We start from the raw sequence: 15,951 nt of genomic DNA, 5'->3' as shown, positions 1-15,951 counted from the left end.
GCTCAGTCGCCCTCCGGGGTCTCTACAGCGGTGGTCAGGAACAGGGACAGGAACCTGAAGGGGGCGTACGGACTCATGCCGCCCCTCGTTCCAGCCGGTCGGCCACCGACCGCACCACTTCGGCGGTGCTCACCTCGCCCGGGTCCTGGCCGGCCACCACGGTGCGGTCGAACAGCTCTCGCACCACCTGCTGTTTCGCCGCGTCGACCGATCGCTCCGGGACGCCCTCCTCCAGAAGCAGCAGGGAGAAGGAGGAGGTGGTGCCCGACCCCTCGTGGACGCCCAGCTTGGGGCGCGTGACGGTCTGTTCGGGCAGCAGTTCGGCCATCGCGGCGCGCAGCACCCACTTGTCCCGCCCGTAGCGGCGCTTGAGCCCCGCCTCCAGCGAGACGAGCAGGTCGAGCACGTCGCGGTCCCAGTAGGGGTGGGTGGACCAGTGGCCGGACAGGGTGGACAGCACCGGCGACATCTCGTTGAGGCCGTCGTAGGTCGCCATGTCATACGCCACGGCCGTGTCCAGGTTCGGCAGCCGGTCCTCGCGGTGCATGCCCGCGAGCGGGATGTCGGCGCCGTACCCGGTCAGGACCCGGCGCGCGGGGCCGTCGAGGGCACGGTAGAGCGCGACGAGCGGCAGCAGGTACTCGATGATGTGCGGGTCCTCGGACTCCGCCGCCCATACCGTGTACGGGAGTTGGCGCAGCAGGTCGGCGGTGGGGACGGTGATCTCCCGGTGCCGGGTGCCGAGGTGGTCGGCGACCGCCCGGGCCTGGACGAACTCGTCGGACACGTCGGTGCCCATCGACAGCGAGTCGATCGAACCAGCCGCCCGGTGCGCGAGGGCGGCGACCCCGGAGGAGTCGATGCCGCCGGACAGCACCACCAGCGGCGTACCCCCCGGTGCGATGCGCGCGCCCACGGCCCGGTCGAGGGCCGTGCGTACGGCTGCCACGGCGTCGTCCTCGTCCATGATCCGGCGGGCCAGGGGCGGGGCCCAGGTGCGGTGGGTCTCGGCCGTGCCGGAGTCGAGGCCGATGTCCATCACGGCGCCGGCGGGCACCTGGTAGACCCCGGGCAGGCCTCGTACCCGGCGGGCGTCGGCGAACGGGAAGCCCCGTGGACCGCCGTGCCCGGCCAGGGTCTTGGCCTCGGTGGACGCGGTGACCTCGCCGGGGCCCGCGCATACGTACAGCGGGACGGATCCGGCGTGGTCGGTGGCCAGCAGGACCCGCCGGCCGGTGCTGACGACGGCCGCGAACCGCCCGTTGACGAGGCGGAAGGCGTGCGGGCCGTAGCGGCGCAGCAGGTCCAGGAGGAGCTGGGCGTCGCCGCCCGGCTGCCCGGCCTTGGGGCCCAGTACGGAGTACAGGTCGTCGCGGTTGTAGATCTCGCCGGCGATCAGCACGGCGGTGTCCGTGTCGCGCGCCTGGGCGGAGTCGGGTGGGAGCCCGGGGGCGTGCACCAGGGTCGCGCCGAGGGTCTGCTCGCGCAGGCTCAGTTCGACGCCGGTGTGGGTGCCCCGGGTGGCGAAGACGGCCGGGGGGATCCGGCCCCCGCTCGGACGAGCGGAGGCCAGGAAACCGAAGGCCGCGGGAAGGTCCTGGGACGGGGAGGCCATGATCAGATGCTCAGCGCTCCGAAACCGCCGGGCTGGAAGTCGTAGTTGATGGGGACCTCGATCAGGAAGGGGCGACCCAGCTCGGCGCCCTTGCGCAGCGCGGCGAGCAGCTCCTGGCGGTCGGTCGCCTTGGTGGCCTCCACGCCGTTGGCCTCGGCGAGGGCGACGAAGTCGACGCCGTTGAACTTCACCGCGGGGTCGTGGCTGCGGTGGTGGCCGATGTTCTGGTAGAGCTCGATCAGTCCGTTGGTGTCGTTGTTCACGACCACCGTCACGATCGGCAGGTTGAGGCGGGCGATGGTCTCCAGGTCCGCGCTGTTGGAGTGGAAGCCGCCGTCGCCGGCGATGAGGAAGGTGGGCTGGCCCGGGCGGGCGAGCTGGGCGCCCATGGCGGCGGGGATGCCGTAGCCGAAGCTGGAGCAGCCTGCCGAGGTGAGGAAGCCGAAGGGCTGGTCGGCGCGGGCGAACAGGACGCCGTAGTGCCGGAAGAAGCCGATGTCGGAGACGATCGTGCCCTCGCCCGCCCCGGCGACCTCCTCCATCACGGTGTTCATGGAGTCCATGACCTGGTGGACGCGCATGCCGTCCTCGTAGGCCGTCGGGTCCGCGAGGAACTCCGCGACGCGGGCGCGCAGCGGGGCGATGTCGTGCCGCTCCTTGGCCGCGAGCGAGGCCGTCGCCGCGTCGAGGTGCTCGACGAACGCGAGGACGTCGGTGACGACGTCGACGGTGGGCCGGTAGACGCGCGGGATCGGGTTGGCGGTGGGCGAGACGCGGACGGTCTTCTTCTCGGCGCCCTTCTGCCACATGGAGGGCCGCAGGTCCTCGGCGTAGTCGTAGCCGACGGTGAGGATGAGGTCCACGGGGGCGAACAGCGTTTCCAGGGCCGGGAAGTTCAGGATGCCGTCCATGTAGCCGGTGACGGCGCCGTAGTTCAGTTCGTGGCCGTGCGGCAGGACGCCCTTGGCGATGTACGTCGTGATGACGGGCACGTTGAGCCGCTCGGCGAGGGCGCGCAGCGCGGGGACCGCGCCGGAGCGGATCGCGGCGGCGCCGACGACGAGCACCGGGTGCTGGGCGTCCTTCAGGAGCTCGGCGGCCTCGTCGGCGGCCTTCTGCCAGCCGTCCGCGACCGCGCCGATCGGCTTGGCCGGGGTGTTCGCCGGCGGGTGCTGCACGGAGGCGTCGATGCCCTCGGAGGAGCCGAGCAGGTCGACCGGCAGGGAGATGAACGCCGGGCCGACGGGCTCGGTCATGGCCGCGGTCACGGCGGAGTCCACCAGGTCGGTGATCTCGTGCGGACGCTCCAGCTCCACCGCGTACTTGGACATCGGCGCGATGATCGACACGGAGTCCAGGCACTGGTGGGTGTCGTTGGGGAAGATGTCGTGCGACTCGGACTGGGCGGCGAGGGCGATCACCGGCGAGCGGTCCAGGACCGAGGTGGCGATGCCGGTGGAGAGGTTGGTCATGCCGGGGCCCAGGGTGGCCCAGCACGCCTGCGGGCGCCCGGTGATGCGTGCGAGGACGTCGGCGGCGACACCGGCGGTGAACTCGTGCCGGGTGAGGACGAAGTCGATGCCCTCGACCTCGTCGAAGAGGATCGACGCGGCCTCCCGGCCGACTACCCCGAACACCTTCTCCACACCATGGTCACGCAGTCGCGCCAGGAGGGCGTGCGCGGCGGTCGGCTTGTTGCTGGGGCCGGTCGATACACGGGACATGGATGGTCTCCAGACTCGGTCAGCGGTGGACACTTCGCGCCAACCCTGACCAGGACCGCTCTTCACTCCCTCTCCCCGGGATATCGGGGAGCGCGCGGAGAGAAACAGAAGACCGATGGAGCCGAGGACTCCGTTTCGGCTCCCATTAATTCGGACACCCTGCGTCCGATTTCACTTATCGAGGAACCACGAATCTGATGAGTTCCGGCCACTGTTGGTCGGGCCGCGAGTCGTTTCGGGGACATTTCCTTCGGAGGTCTAGACCACATAAACCTGGTCGTCGAACATTCTCGGCCAGCTCGCCCGCCCGTATGTGGCCGAGATCGCTCGACCGACAAGCGGAGGGAGCCACCACCTGCGAGTCTCCGCCACCCCTTACCGTCTCCTTTACCTTGTCTTGAACTATGTGTTCGAGGAGAGACCGGAGAGAGAGGGGCGATTAATCTGCGCCATATGAATCGTTCCGATGGCTACGTTGACTACCCGCGGTACGACAGGCGCAGGTCCCGTCGTCGCGCGGTTGTATCAACGTTTGTGGCACTTGCGGCGACCGCGGGAATCGGCTACTGGGCCTACAACGCCCTGGTCGGAGACGACGGAGACGACGGAAACGACCCACAGGTAGCCGCGGCCACCGGACGGCTGAACACGTTCCTGGACGCATGGGAGGCGGGCGACGCCAAGAAGGCGGGCGGGCTGACGGACACGCCGGACAACGCCGAGTCGTTGATCAAGTCCGTCATGACGAACCTGAAGCCGTCGAAGACGGAGATCACCGCCGGCACCGGGAAGCGGGAAGCGGAAGGGGAAGTAGAGATTCCGTTCACCGTGAAGATGTCCCTTTCCGGGGCGGGCGATTACCAGTGGGATTCGAAGGCGAAGCTCGTCAAGAAGAGCGGACGATGGACCGTTGAATTCCATACACCGCTGATTCACCCGGCGATGGTTCCGGGACAGACCCTCGCCCTGGAGTCGCGGGAGCGAGCCGCCGTCCTCGACAAGAATGGCGACGAACTCCGGTCCGCTTCTCTTGTGGGCGCCGTGGACCCCGAGACCGGCAAAGGGATCTCCGGCCTCCAGGCCCGCTACGACAAGCAGCTCACCGGCGGCGGAGGCAAAGCCCAGTCGGTCGTGATCCTGGAACGCCAGAGCGGCCGCGTCGTCAAACAGCTCACCGGCTCGGGAAGCAGCACGGGCAAGCCGGTGAAGACCACGATCGACCCGAAGGTGCAGGAAGCCGCCGCCGACGCACTCGACGGAGTGAAGAAGAACGCGGCCATCGTCGCCATCGACCCGAGCAACGGTCACATCCTGGCCGCGGCCAACATGCCCTCCGGCATGAACCGCGCCCTGGAGGGCCGTTACCCGCCCGGCTCCACCTTCAAGGTCGTCACCTCCGCCGCCCTGCTGAAGCAGGGGATGCGTCCCACCGACCGGGCGGACTGCCCCAAGTTCGCCTACGTCAACGGCCAGCGCTTCGAGAACCAGAACCAGTTCGTGCTGCCGTCGGGATCGACCTTCAGGGACGCTTTCGCCAAGTCCTGCAACACGTTCTTCGTCGGCGCCCGCGGGAAGCTGTCGAACACCGCCCTGCACGACACGGCGGAGGCCTTCGGGATCGGCGGCTCCTGGGACGCGGGCACCACGACGTACGACGGAAGCATCCCGGTCACGGAAAGCGACAACGACAAGGCCGCCTCCACCATCGGACAGGCCAGGCTCCAGGCGTCGCCGCTGGTCATGGCCTCGATCGCGGCCACGGTGAAGGAGGGCGAGTTCAAGCAGCCCGTGCTGGTGCCCGACGCCGTGAAGAAGAAGTACGAGGCCCCCGCACGACTCGACGCGAACGTAGTCGCCAGCCTGCGCGAGATGATGCGCGCGACCGTCACCTACGGCGCCGGCTGGGCCCTCAAGGACCTGCCCGGCGAACCCCACGCCAAGACCGGCACCGCCGAGTTCGGCAAGGAGACCCCGCCGCGCACCCACGCCTGGATGATCGGCTACCAGGGCGACCGTGAGATCGCCTGGTCGGTCCTCCTGGAGGACGGCGGGTCGGGCGGATCCGACGCGGGCCCCATCGCGGCGAAGTTCCTCAAGAACCTCAACTAGACCCAGGGCTGCCATCAGCTGACCCAGGGCTGTCACCAGCCATCAGGATCCATCAGGAGCCATCAGGAGATCGACCCATCCGCGACCGGAGCAGCGGTCACGGAGCATTTGTGAACCGACGGTACGGGGGACAGCAGCCGCACGATTCGACGAAGCGTCACCGGGAGCGGCCCAGCCGCGCCGCGGGTGGCGGTTCCCCTCCGTTCCCGTCAACACCTCAACGCCGGTTGGGCGACGGCTTGATGCACACATACAAGGGGGAACCGTCTTGAACAGCAGGACCAGCCTGACGATCCAGCTTCTTGGCCCCGTGACCCTGTTGAGAGACGACGTTCCGATACCCGTCCGGGGTCAGCGGCAGCGACGTTTCCTCGCTTCCTTGGCGCTGAAGCCCGGACAGGTCACCACCAAGGAAGCGATCATCGAGGACTCGTGGGACGGCGAGCCGCCGCTGACCGTCTCCGGCCAGCTGCAGACCTCGGCCTGGATGATCCGTACGGCCCTGGCCGAAGCGGGGCTCACCCGCGACGCGCTCGGCTCGCACGCCCTCGGCTACGAGCTCCGGGTCCCCGCCGACCGTATCGACGTGTTCGTCTTCCGCGACGCGGTACGGCACGTCCGCGAGCTGCACGCCCGCGGCCAGTTCCAGCTCGCCTCCGAGCGCCTCGACGGCGCGCTGGCCATGTGGCGGGGCTCGGCCCTCACCGACGTCACCTCGGCCCGGCTGCGGATGAAGGGGGAAGGGCTGGACCGCGAGCGCACGGCGGCCGCCGAGCTACGCGCGCTGATCGACGTCGGCCTCGGGCACTACGGCGAGGCGATCTCCCAGCTGTCGGAGCTCGTCGACCACGACCCGCTGCGCGAGGACCTGTACGCCGGGCTGATGAAGGCCTACTACGGCGAGGGCCGCCAGGCCGACGCGATCCGGGTCTTCCACCGGGCGAAGGAGATCCTGCGCGAGCAGATCGGCATCAACCCGGGAGCGCGGCTGAGGGAACTGATGCAGGCCATCCTCCAGCAGGACGAGCAGCTTCTGAGGGCGACCGGGGTTCCGCTGTCGGGCGACCGGGTGTGCTGAGCCGATCAGGAGTCCACCGCCCCTGATGCCGCCACACCCGTGGCGCAGGCCCCAATGACCGAAAATCACCCCATACGTCATCACCTGCCGTAGCGTTCCTCGCACTCAAAGTCGTCACAGGGAGCGTGGCAGCACATGGCCGGGCGACGTACGGTCCTCAAGGGAGTCCTGGCGGCATCGGGTGCGGCGGCGTCCGCGACCGGACTGGTCGGAGCGGCACCGACCAGCCGGCGGGGGGCGCCCTACGCCACCCCGGTACAGATGCGCTGGCTGGGCGTCTCCGGCTGGGAGATCGTCATCGACGGCCGCCGCCGCATCCTCTTCGACCCGTATCTGAGCCGTATGCCCTACCGGAACGCGGAGGGCGCCCTCGACCCCCGGCTGCCCCTGCGGCTCGACCGGGCGGCGGTGGAACGGGTGGCCGCCGGGCACCTCACCGGGCCACCCGAGCTGATCCTGGTCAGCCACGGCCACTTCGATCACGTGGCGGACGTCCCGCAGCTCCTGGCACGCCCCGCCTGGGAGAAGCACCGTGTCCGGGCGATGTGCGACGAGACCGTACGTCATCTGCTGAGCGCCATGGACACACCCCGCACCCGCCTGGACGATGTGATTCAGGTCAAGGGCGGCGAGTACCTCCAGTTCGACGGATACACCGTGGAGGTCTTCCGCAGCCTGCACAGCCAGCAGCCCGACCACGGCTACTTCGCCCCGGGCCACAAGACCGCCCCGCCCCGGCGCCCCACCGTCCTGGGCGACCTGGTCGAGGGCGACACGCTCGCGTATCAGCTGACCGTGGACGGCGGCCCGAGCATCCTGCTCATGGGCGCGAGCAACTTCGCCGAGCGGGAACTGTCCGGCATCCGCCCCGACATCGCGGCGATCGCGATGACCTCCCACTCGGCGCTCCACCGCTATGTCGAGCGCCTCCTCGCCGCCATCGGCAACCCGTCCCTCCTCATCCCCACCCACCACGACGACATGACCACCCCGCTCACCGACGCCCCGTCCCTCCTGGCGGCGGCCACCCCCAGCACGGCGGCCAAGGAACTCGACGCCGCCTCCGCCCCCGCCTCCCGCGTCCTCAGCCCCCAGCATCTGAGGACCGTGGACGTCACGGCGGCGCTGGCCTAGGGCCCGTCGTCCCGACGGCTCCGAACTTTCGGTTGCCGGTGAGCAGGTTCATGCTGGGAACAGCAGCTCCGCGTTGCCTCGACCTTCGGCCGGAGCGCGCCACACCCTTTCCGGAGGGCGCCATGAGCCTGCCTTCTGTTCCGCCCGCAACGCACCCCTCACCGGGCCCGGGAGCGACGGACAAAGGGCTCAAGGGCGGCGCGCTGGGGCTGTTCTCCAGCACGGTCATCGGCCTGGCCTCCACGGCCCCCGCCTACAGCCTCGCGGCGACCCTCGGGGTCATCGTCGGAATCGTGGGCTTCCAGTCGCCGATCGTGGTCGTCCTCGCCTTCGTGCCGATGTTCCTGATCGCCTACGGCTACAAGGAGCTCAACCGGGCGGACCCCGACTGCGGCACCACCTTCACCTGGGCCTCCAGGGCGTTCGGCCCCCGTACCGGCTGGCTGGGCGGATGGGGCATCGTCGCGGCCGACATCATCGTGATGGCCAATCTGGCCCAGATCGCCGGGGCGTACGGCTTCCAGCTGGTGGGCGCGGACGGACTGGCGCAGGACACCTTCTGGGTCACCGTGGTCGGCGTGGTGTGGATCGCCGTGATGACGCTGATCTGCTACATCGGCATCGAGATCTCGGCGAACCTGCAGAAGGTGCTGCTCACCATCGAGATCGTGGTGCTCTTCCTGCTGGCGGTCACCGCACTGGTCAAGGTGTACGGGGGAACGGGGCCCAGCGTCTCGTCGGAGCTCTCGTGGTCGTGGTTCAACCCCGCCCGGATCGACTCGCTCGACGACCTCACCAAGAGCGTGCTCGCCGGTGTGTTCATCTACTGGGGCTGGGACACCGCCGTATCCGTCAACGAGGAGACCGTCGACCGCGACCGCACCCCGGGCCGCGCCGCCGTCATGTCCACCGTCATCCTGCTGCTCGTCTACCTGATGGTCACCACGTCCGCTCAGGCCTTCGCCGGAGTCGGAGAGCACGGCATCGGCCTCGCCAACCCGGACAACTCCGGAGACGTCCTGTCCAGTCTCGGCGCCGAGGTCTTCGGCACCGGGGGCTGGGGCGAGACCGCCACCAAACTGCTGATCCTGATGGTGCTCACCTCGGCCGCCGCGTCCACCCAGACCACCATCCTGCCGACGGCACGCACCACGCTCTCCATGGCCGCCTTCAAGGCCGTCCCGGACCGCTTCGCCCGTATCCACCCGCGCTTCCTCACCCCGACGTGGTCCACGGTGGGCATGGGCCTGGCCTCCATCGCCTTCTACGTCATGCTGACCCGGGTGAGCGAGAACGTCCTGGCCGACTCGATCGGCTCGGTCGGCCTGATGATCGCCTTCTACTACGGACTCACCGGGTTCGCCTGCGTCTGGTACTACCGCAAGGTCCTCACCCGCAGCGCCCGCGACCTGTGGACGAAGGGCATCATGCCCGGGCTCGGCGGCGTCCTGCTGCTCTACTTCTTCGTCAACGCCTGCGTCGTGTACTCCGCCGCGGACTACGGCAGCACCTCATGGACGCTCCCCTTCCCGCCGCACTGGCAGCTCGGCGGCGTCTTCGTCACCGGTATCGGCGCACTGCTCCTGGGCGCCGTCCTGATGGTGGCGTACCGCGTGATCCGTCCCGGCTTCTTCCGCCAGGAGACCATCCCCGTCTCGGCACACGAACCGGACGGGCCGTGAGGCCTCAGCCCTTCGGTGCCGGGCCCGTGCTGTCGCGGACGATGAGTTCCACGGCGACGACGGGCTCGGGCGACGGCTCGGCCGGGCCGTCGATCTGGGCCAGCAGCAGCCGCAGGGAACGGGTGCCGATCTCGGCGAAGTCGGTGCGTACGGTGGTCAGCGGGGGGAGCAGATGGGCGGCCTCGGGGATGTCGTCGTACCCGACGACGCTGACGTCCTCGGGGACACGGCGTCCCGCTTCGTGGAAGGCGCGGAGCGCGCCGAGCGCCATCTGGTCGTTGGAGACGAACACCGCGGTGACGTCCGGGCGCCCCGCCAGCCGGCGGCCCAGCGCGTATCCGGAGTCGGCGCTCCAGTCGCCGATGAGGGGTTCCGGGACCTCCGCGCCGGCCTCGTCCAGGGTTTCCCGCCAGCTCGCGATGCGGCGGTCCGCGGAGGTCCAGCCGGTCGGTCCCGCGATGTGCCAGACGGTGGCGTGGCCGAGGCGCAGGAGGTGTTCGACGGCCGCGCGCGCTCCGGTCCGGGAGTCCGCGGTGACCAGCGGAGTGCCGTCCCCGAGGTCGTTCTCCAAAACCACCAGCGGGATGTCGAGACGGGCCTCCGCCAGGGCCTTGCCCACCCGGAGCTGCGGGGCGATGGCGATCACGCCGTCCGCGCCCTCGGCCGACAGCCGGTCCACGGCGCGCACCACGGTGTCCCGGTCGGCCGTGTCGAGCGCGATGGAGCTCACCAGGTAACCGGCGTCCTGGGCCGCGGTGTTGATGGCGGTCAGGATGGAGGCGGGACCGTAGCGTGCCGCGTCGAAGGTGATGACGCCGAGCATCCTGGTTCTGCCGCTGGCCAGGGACCGTGCGCTGCGGCTCGGGCGGTAGCCGAGCGTGCGCATGGCGTCCGCCACCGCCTCCCGGGTTTCGGGACGGACGGCCGGATGGTCGTTGAGCACCCGGGAGACGGTCTGCTTCGAGACACCGGCCAGCCGGGCCACGTCGTCCATCACCGGGCGCGATCCCGCGAAGTTGCGCCGGCTGCGTCCCTTGGGAACAGCGCCGTCAGAGGCACTTCGGGTCATGGGGGATGCTTCCTTCAACCTCGTCCCGGCGTTCGTGTCCGCCCGGCAGGCCCACAGGATAGGCCGGGCGGGTCACGACGGCCCCCGAGGGCCCCGGACCCGGGCGGACGGCATGTGCCCTCCGCCCGGCGGCCAGGACCTCAGTCCATTCGGGCCGCCCACGAGCGCGTGGTGACCCACTCGGCGTGCGCGACCGCCGCCGTTTCCCCGGCGCCTGCCGCCTCCGCCGGCACGTAGACCGGGGCGTCGGCGGACAGGGGCAGCACCCTCAGCCGCAGACCGCCGGCGCGCAGGGCCTCGGCGGGGAGCCGGTCGAGGCCGATCTCCCAGACGCGGCCCGAGAAGAACTGGTCGGCGACGAGGGTGTCCCCCACGTACGCGCGCGCCACGTCACCGGTCCAGTGGATGCGCAGGAGCGTTCCCGTGCGCGGGAGTTCGTCCGGCACGTCGACGCGGTACTCGGCGGCGACGGTGTCGAAGTACGGGTCGGCGGGGACACTCGCCCGGCCCAGCACGCCCGTCGCGGTCGCGGGCGCCGGGCCGGCGGTCCGCACCTCGGTGACAGGCAGCGCGGTGTCCCGGCTGCCGCCGCCGGGCACGGCGTCGGCCAGGATGGTGTAGCGGGTGAGTACGCCGTCCGCCGTCTCCTTCACCGTCGCTCCGGCCACGACCGGGGCCCGTCCGGGAGCGGGCAGCACGGCGAACGAGGGTTCCCCGGCCGGGCTGTGCACCCGTACCTCGTCCCGGTCGAAGACGACCCCGGCGGCGCTGAGCACCAGCCGCTCGGCGCCCCAGGCGACACCCCGGTAGGCGGTGCGCGCGGTCGCCGCGTCCAGGACCAGCAGCGCGACCCGTCCGCCGTCCGCCGTGTCCACCTCGACCAGGGCGTCGGTGCCCGGTCGCAGTCCGGTGACCAGAACGCGGCCGTCGACGGAGGTGACATCCCCGGAGGGCGCGCTGACGGACGTCACCGTGTCGGCGGCGAGGGCGAGTTCGGGGGTGATCCCCTCGGTCGCGGCCAGCACCAGGACCGTACGGCCGTGGTCGTCGACCGTGCACACCGGCTGGGTGGTGGCCCAGTCGATCCGCAGCCCGGCGACGTCCAGGCGGAGCGGCCAGCAGAAGTAGGCGCCGGACGGGACCGTGACGGGCGTGCTGGGGAACGACAGGTCGGGCGCGTCCGGGAACCCGACCGTGAACGCCGTGTCCGGGTGGTCCGGCAGCGGCTCGTGCGGCTGGTGGTTGTTGACGAAGAGGAAGCCCGAGCGCCCGTCACCGCGGACCGCCCACCTGAGCGTGTCCCGGTCGTTCTGCCCTGCCGGCTGCCGCTCCGGAAGGACGGACTCCATGGGCGCGATCCGGTGCCCGAAGTCCGCCAGCAGCAGGTGCTGGAGCCGGAGTTCGTGGTACGAGGGCCGGTACTGGCCGTACTCGCCGAGCGGTGCCTGGAAGTCGTACGTCAGGAGGGGGAGGTCATTGGGATAGTCGGTGACGTGGGACTCCTGGAGCGTCGTGAGCTCCCCGACCGGGTTCGTACCGCCGTGGAACATGTAGTAGCCCTGCCACACCGAGCCGCAGCCGATCTTGGCGAGCCCGAGCGCGCCCACGTCGGCGGCCTCGACGCGCGGCCGGCGGTGATAGGCCACGGCCATCCCGCCGCCCAGCTCGCAGGTGGCCCAGGGGAATCGGTCGGTGGGCGCCGGATCGCCGCCGCGCACGGTCGTCGGGCGCAGGTCGGCGCCGATGCCCTCGTCGTCGCGCTGGTGGGTGAAGAAGAAGTGCTTGCGGCAGGTGTCGGGCCAGCCTCCGTCCCACTCCGTCCAGAAGGTCTCGGTGTAACCGCCGAACAGCGGAAGCAGCTCGTCCGGCGGGAGTTGGACCCCGCCCCACGCGGTCGACGTCCACAGCGGGGCGCTCAGCCCGGCGTCCTGCGCCATCCGCTTCAAGGTGAGCAGATGGCCGGGCTGGTCGTACAGCTCGTTCTCGATCTGGAGGGCGACGATCGGCCCGCCGTGGGCGCGGTCCAGCCCTTGCAGCTGCTCCGCGATCGCCGCGAACCAGGTGCGTACGGGTTCCAGGTACGCGGGGTCGTCCGTACGCGGGGCGCGGGTGCGGGCCAGCAGCCAGTCGGGCAGGCCGCCGTTGCGTACCTCCGCGTGCGACCAGGGGCCGATGCGGGGGATGAAGTCCAGGCCGTGGCGGGCGCACAGTTCGGCGAAGCGGCGCAGGTCGCGGTCGCCGTCGAAGCGGATACGGCCCTCGGTCTCCTCGTGGTGGATCCAGATGACATAGCTGGCGACGGCGGTCACCCCGCCCGCCTTCATCTTCAGCAGCTCCTCCTCCCACTCCCCGGCCGGGTAGCGGGTGTAGTGGAACTCGCCGGAGACCGGGAACCAGGGCCGGCCGCCGCGCGTGAACCAGCGGCTGGTCACCTCGATCGGATCCGGCACGCCCGGCGCGTCGGTGAAGGGCAGGTGGCCGGTCAGCGGGGGTGCGGCAGGCGCGGGGACGCGCAGGTGGTGCTGGTGTGTCATCAGGACTTCTCCGGTCCGAGGTCGGGCGTGGCGACGAGCAGCGCGCGGGTGGCGGTGGTGGCGTGCAGCTCCAGCAGGACGAGGTCGTTGCCGCCGGGGCGCAGGACGGGCGCGGGAACGTACAAGGTGCGTTGCGGGCCCCGGTTCCAGTAGCGGCCGAGGTGGAAGCCGTTGACCCAGGCCTGGCCCTTGGTCCAGCCGGGCAGCGACAGGAAGGTGTCGGCGGGGGTGCCCACCTGGAACGTGCCGTGGTGGAAGGCGGGCCCAGCGTCCGTGGTCGCGTCCACGGGCGCGAACGGCACCGGGTCCAGGTCGGCGAGGGGCAGGGCGTGGCAGTCCCAGCCGCGCAGGGCGGTGCCGTTGAAGGTGACCGGGCCGAGGAGGCCCTTGGGGGAGCCGATGCGGGGGCCGTAGTTGACGCCGCCCATGTTCTCGACGAGCACGTCCAGCGTGGCGCCGGCGTGCGGGATCCGGACGGGCAGGGTCTCCTCGTGGCGTTCGCGCTCGAGTACGCCGACGGGGGCGCCGTCGACGAACACCTGGGCCCGGTCGCCGACACCGCCCGCGAAGTGCAGCAGTCCGTCGGCCTTCACCGGAACCGTGGTGCGGTAGAGCACGTATCCGGCCCGCTGCTCCAGCTCGTCCAGGGTCACCGGGTCGTCGGTGCGCACGGGCTTCGCCAGGGCGCTCGCATGCGCCAGCAGCGGGGCCGTGCGCACCAACTCGACGGTGGTGGGCGGGAGTTTGGCGCCCGGCGCGGGGGCCGGTTCCTCGGGGACCGGTGCGTGGCGGGCGATGACCTCGCGGAAGGCGTGGTACTTGGGGCCGGGGTCGCCGCACTCGGTGAGCGGGGCGTCGTAGTCGTAGGAGGTGACGATCGGCGCGTAGGCGTGGTCGTGGTTGGCGCCGTTGGTGAAGGCGAAGTTGGTGCCGCCGTGGAACATGTAGATGTTGACGGACGCGCCCGCCGTCAGCAGCCGGTCGAGGTCGGCGGCGGCGTCGGCCGCGTCGCGCACATGGTGCGGTTCGCCCCAGTGGTCGAACCAGCCGATCCAGAACTCCGCGCACATCAGGGGCCCTTCGGGCTGATGGGCCCGCAACTGCTCCAGCGAGTCCGCGACTTTGCCGCCGAAGGTCCCGGTGGTGAGGATGCCGGGCAGGCTCCCGGCCGCCAGGTGCCCGGAGTTGGCCTGGTCGCAGGTGAAGAGCAGCTCCTCGACACCGCGCGAGCGCAGGGACCGGGCGAGGTGCTCCAGGTAGGCGGTGTCGTCGCCGTACGCCCCGTACTCGTTCTCCACCTGTACGGCGATGACGGGACCGCCCGACGCGGCCAGGTACGGCAGCAGCGGAGGCAGCAGCAGGTCGAGGTAGCCGTCGAGGGCGTCCGTGAACCGGGGGTCGCTGGTGCGCAGCCGGATGTCCGGGTCCGCGGTGAGCCAGGAGGGCAGTCCGCCGCCGTCCCACTCGGCGCAGATGTACGGGCCGGGGCGCAGCAGAACGTGCAGTCCCTCGGCCTGTGCCAGCCGCAGATAGCGCGGCAGGTCGAAGAGGCCGTCGAGGACGAGGGTGCCGGGCTCGGGCTGGTGGAGGTTCCACGGCACGTACGTCTCGACGGTGTTGAGGCCCATCAGCCGGGCCTTGCGCAGCCGGTCGGCCCACTGGTCGGGGTGGATCCGGAAGTAGTGCATGGCGCCGGAGATGATCCTCAGCGGCTTCTCGTGCAGCAGGAAACCGTCGGACGACGTTGTCAGAGCGGGCATGCGGAGCTTCCCTTCGGCTCAGAGGTACGGGGTGTTCGTCAGCGGGCGCGGGTGGCGCGGATCAGCCAGCCGGTGGCCGCCAGGCACAGCGCGGAGATCGCACACAGCAGCAGCGGAACCGCGCGGATCCCGGACCACTCGATCGCCTTGCCGAGCACGGGCCCCGCCGCGACTCCGCCGACCATGGACGCGGCGATGACCACGGCTCCCGCCCTGCGGGCTTGCGGGGCGGCCTTGTTGAGCCAGGGCAGCCCGGTGGGGAAGATCGGCGCGATGAACAGACCGACACCGGCGTACGCGTACGGCGCCAGCCCCGGCACCGCGGCCAGCAGCAGGCAGACCGTCATGCCCGCGCACGAGACGGTGATGATGGACTGGGCCGAGTAGCGCAGGGCGATCGGCGCGACGAGAAAACGGCCCACGGTCATCATCAGCCAGTAGACGGAGGTGGCGGTGGCCGCGACCCCCGCGCCGTAACCGACCGTCTCCAGATGCGTGGGCTCCCAGCCGCCGACACCCGCCTCGATGCCGACGTGCAGGACGTAGAGGGTGACGAAGACGGCGAGCACGGAGCCCAGGCTGCGGCCGAGGACCTGCCCGCCGCCGGCGCCCGCTTCCCCCGCGGGCTGGGGCGCCCGGTCGCGTACGCCCTTCAGGCACAGCAGCAGCGGCAGATTGGCGGCCGCGAAGGCGAGGAAGACCGCCGGATAGTGCTCCGAGCCCACCACGCCGATCAGCGCCGGGCCGAGGATCGCGCCCACCCCGAAGTGGGCGTTGAGAATGTTGAGCATGGCGGTCGAACGGCGGCCGAAGCCGACGGCGAACAGCTGGTTGAGGCCGTAGTCGATCCCGCCGAAGCCGAGCCCGGCGAACAGGGCCGCCGCCAGGCCGACGGGCCAGTTCGGCGCCAGCGCGAAGCCCGCCGCGCCGACGGCCATCAGCAGATACGAGGCGCCGAGGATCTGCCGGTTGCCGAGCCGGCCGTACAGCCGGTCGAAGAGCAGCACACCGGCGACACCACCGACGAAGTGGGCGCTCAGCCCCAGCCCGGCGGCCGAGGGCGAGAGCCCGAACTCCCGCCGGAAGGCCGGGATCGACGGCCCGTACAGCGCCTGGAGCGCGCCGATGAGGACGAAGCCCACGCAGGACGCGACGATGGCGGCGGTGCTGAACACGGGGGCGTCCGGGGGTGCTTGGGCGCTCGTGACCTGTGGTGCGGTCGTGGGCTCGGTCACGCGGACTCCAG

10 protein-coding genes are annotated in these 15,951 nt (G+C 70.9%); 4 read left to right on the top strand and 6 right to left on the bottom strand.

Features of this window, described 5'->3' with window-relative positions:
- Positions 1–73 precede the first annotated feature (73 nt).
- The gene (locus tag AB5J50_RS27960) at positions 74–1,615 is read right to left on the bottom strand and encodes an asparagine synthase-related protein (protein WP_369261006.1); all 1,542 of its coding nucleotides are present in this window, start codon (positions 1,613–1,615) and stop codon (positions 74–76) included.
- 2 nt (positions 1,616–1,617) lie between these two features.
- A complete protein-coding gene (locus tag AB5J50_RS27955; RefSeq protein WP_369261005.1) occupies positions 1,618–3,339 on the bottom strand; it encodes a thiamine pyrophosphate-binding protein in 1,722 nt (573 codons plus the stop codon).
- Between the two features lie 453 nt (positions 3,340–3,792).
- Between AB5J50_RS27955 and AB5J50_RS27950 the strand changes: the two genes are divergently transcribed.
- The 4 genes from AB5J50_RS27950 to AB5J50_RS27935 all read left to right on the top strand — a co-directional run bounded on the left by AB5J50_RS27950 (position 3,793) and on the right by AB5J50_RS27935 (position 9,342).
- On the top strand, positions 3,793–5,448 hold the full coding sequence (locus tag AB5J50_RS27950; protein ID WP_369261004.1) for a penicillin-binding transpeptidase domain-containing protein: 1,656 nt from the start codon (positions 3,793–3,795) through the stop codon (positions 5,446–5,448).
- A 379-nt stretch (positions 5,449–5,827) separates the two neighbouring features.
- Positions 5,828–6,526, top strand: coding sequence for a BTAD domain-containing putative transcriptional regulator (locus AB5J50_RS27945; protein ID WP_369261003.1), 699 nt, complete (start codon positions 5,828–5,830; stop codon positions 6,524–6,526).
- Between the two features lie 135 nt (positions 6,527–6,661).
- On the top strand, positions 6,662–7,660 hold the full coding sequence (locus AB5J50_RS27940) for an MBL fold metallo-hydrolase (RefSeq protein ID WP_369261002.1): 999 nt from the start codon (positions 6,662–6,664) through the stop codon (positions 7,658–7,660).
- A 122-nt stretch (positions 7,661–7,782) separates the two neighbouring features.
- Positions 7,783–9,342 (top strand): APC family permease, encoded by a 1,560-nt coding sequence (locus tag AB5J50_RS27935; RefSeq protein WP_327430565.1) that lies wholly within the window; start codon positions 7,783–7,785, stop codon positions 9,340–9,342.
- Between the two features lie 4 nt (positions 9,343–9,346).
- On the opposite strand, the gene AB5J50_RS27930 is transcribed toward AB5J50_RS27935, so the two are convergent.
- From AB5J50_RS27930 to AB5J50_RS27915, 4 genes are all read right to left on the bottom strand, one after another.
- Positions 9,347–10,411 carry a LacI family DNA-binding transcriptional regulator gene (locus AB5J50_RS27930; RefSeq protein WP_369261001.1) on the bottom strand — a complete coding sequence of 355 codons (1,065 nt, stop codon included), beginning with the start codon at positions 10,409–10,411 and terminating at the stop codon, positions 9,347–9,349.
- Positions 10,412–10,551: 140 nt separating this feature from the next.
- Positions 10,552–12,945, bottom strand: a complete 2,394-nt coding sequence (locus AB5J50_RS27925) for a beta-galactosidase (RefSeq protein WP_369261000.1) — start codon at positions 12,943–12,945, stop codon at positions 10,552–10,554.
- Positions 12,945–14,705, bottom strand: coding sequence for a beta-galactosidase (locus tag AB5J50_RS27920; RefSeq protein ID WP_369260999.1), 1,761 nt, complete (start codon positions 14,703–14,705; stop codon positions 12,945–12,947). Before AB5J50_RS27920 ends, AB5J50_RS27925 begins: the two co-directional genes overlap by 1 nt.
- Before the next feature lie 38 nt (positions 14,706–14,743).
- Positions 14,744–15,940 (bottom strand): sugar MFS transporter, encoded by a 1,197-nt coding sequence (locus tag AB5J50_RS27915; protein ID WP_369260998.1) that lies wholly within the window; start codon positions 15,938–15,940, stop codon positions 14,744–14,746.
- Positions 15,941–15,951: the final 11 nt, after the last annotated feature.

The sequence above is a fragment of the Streptomyces sp. R35 genome, from assembly GCF_041053035.1.
Lineage (GTDB): Bacteria > Actinomycetota > Actinomycetes > Streptomycetales > Streptomycetaceae > Streptomyces > Streptomyces lutosisoli.
Note: the sequence above shows the minus strand (reverse complement) of the source record. Positions and strands in the feature narration are given on the sequence as shown.

Coding starts and splice junctions, on each gene's coding strand:
- AB5J50_RS27960 (WP_369261006.1), bottom strand. CDS start 1,615: ATGGCCTCCCCGTCCCAGGACCTTCCCGCGGCCTTCGGTTTCCTGGCC.
- AB5J50_RS27955 (WP_369261005.1), bottom strand. CDS start 3,339: ATGTCCCGTGTATCGACCGGCCCCAGCAACAAGCCGACCGCCGCGCAC.
- AB5J50_RS27950 (WP_369261004.1), top strand. CDS start 3,793: ATGAATCGTTCCGATGGCTACGTTGACTACCCGCGGTACGACAGGCGC.
- AB5J50_RS27940 (WP_369261002.1), top strand. CDS start 6,662: ATGGCCGGGCGACGTACGGTCCTCAAGGGAGTCCTGGCGGCATCGGGT.
- AB5J50_RS27935 (WP_327430565.1), top strand. CDS start 7,783: ATGAGCCTGCCTTCTGTTCCGCCCGCAACGCACCCCTCACCGGGCCCG.
- AB5J50_RS27930 (WP_369261001.1), bottom strand. CDS start 10,411: ATGACCCGAAGTGCCTCTGACGGCGCTGTTCCCAAGGGACGCAGCCGG.
- AB5J50_RS27925 (WP_369261000.1), bottom strand. CDS start 12,945: ATGACACACCAGCACCACCTGCGCGTCCCCGCGCCTGCCGCACCCCCG.
- AB5J50_RS27920 (WP_369260999.1), bottom strand. CDS start 14,705: ATGCCCGCTCTGACAACGTCGTCCGACGGTTTCCTGCTGCACGAGAAG.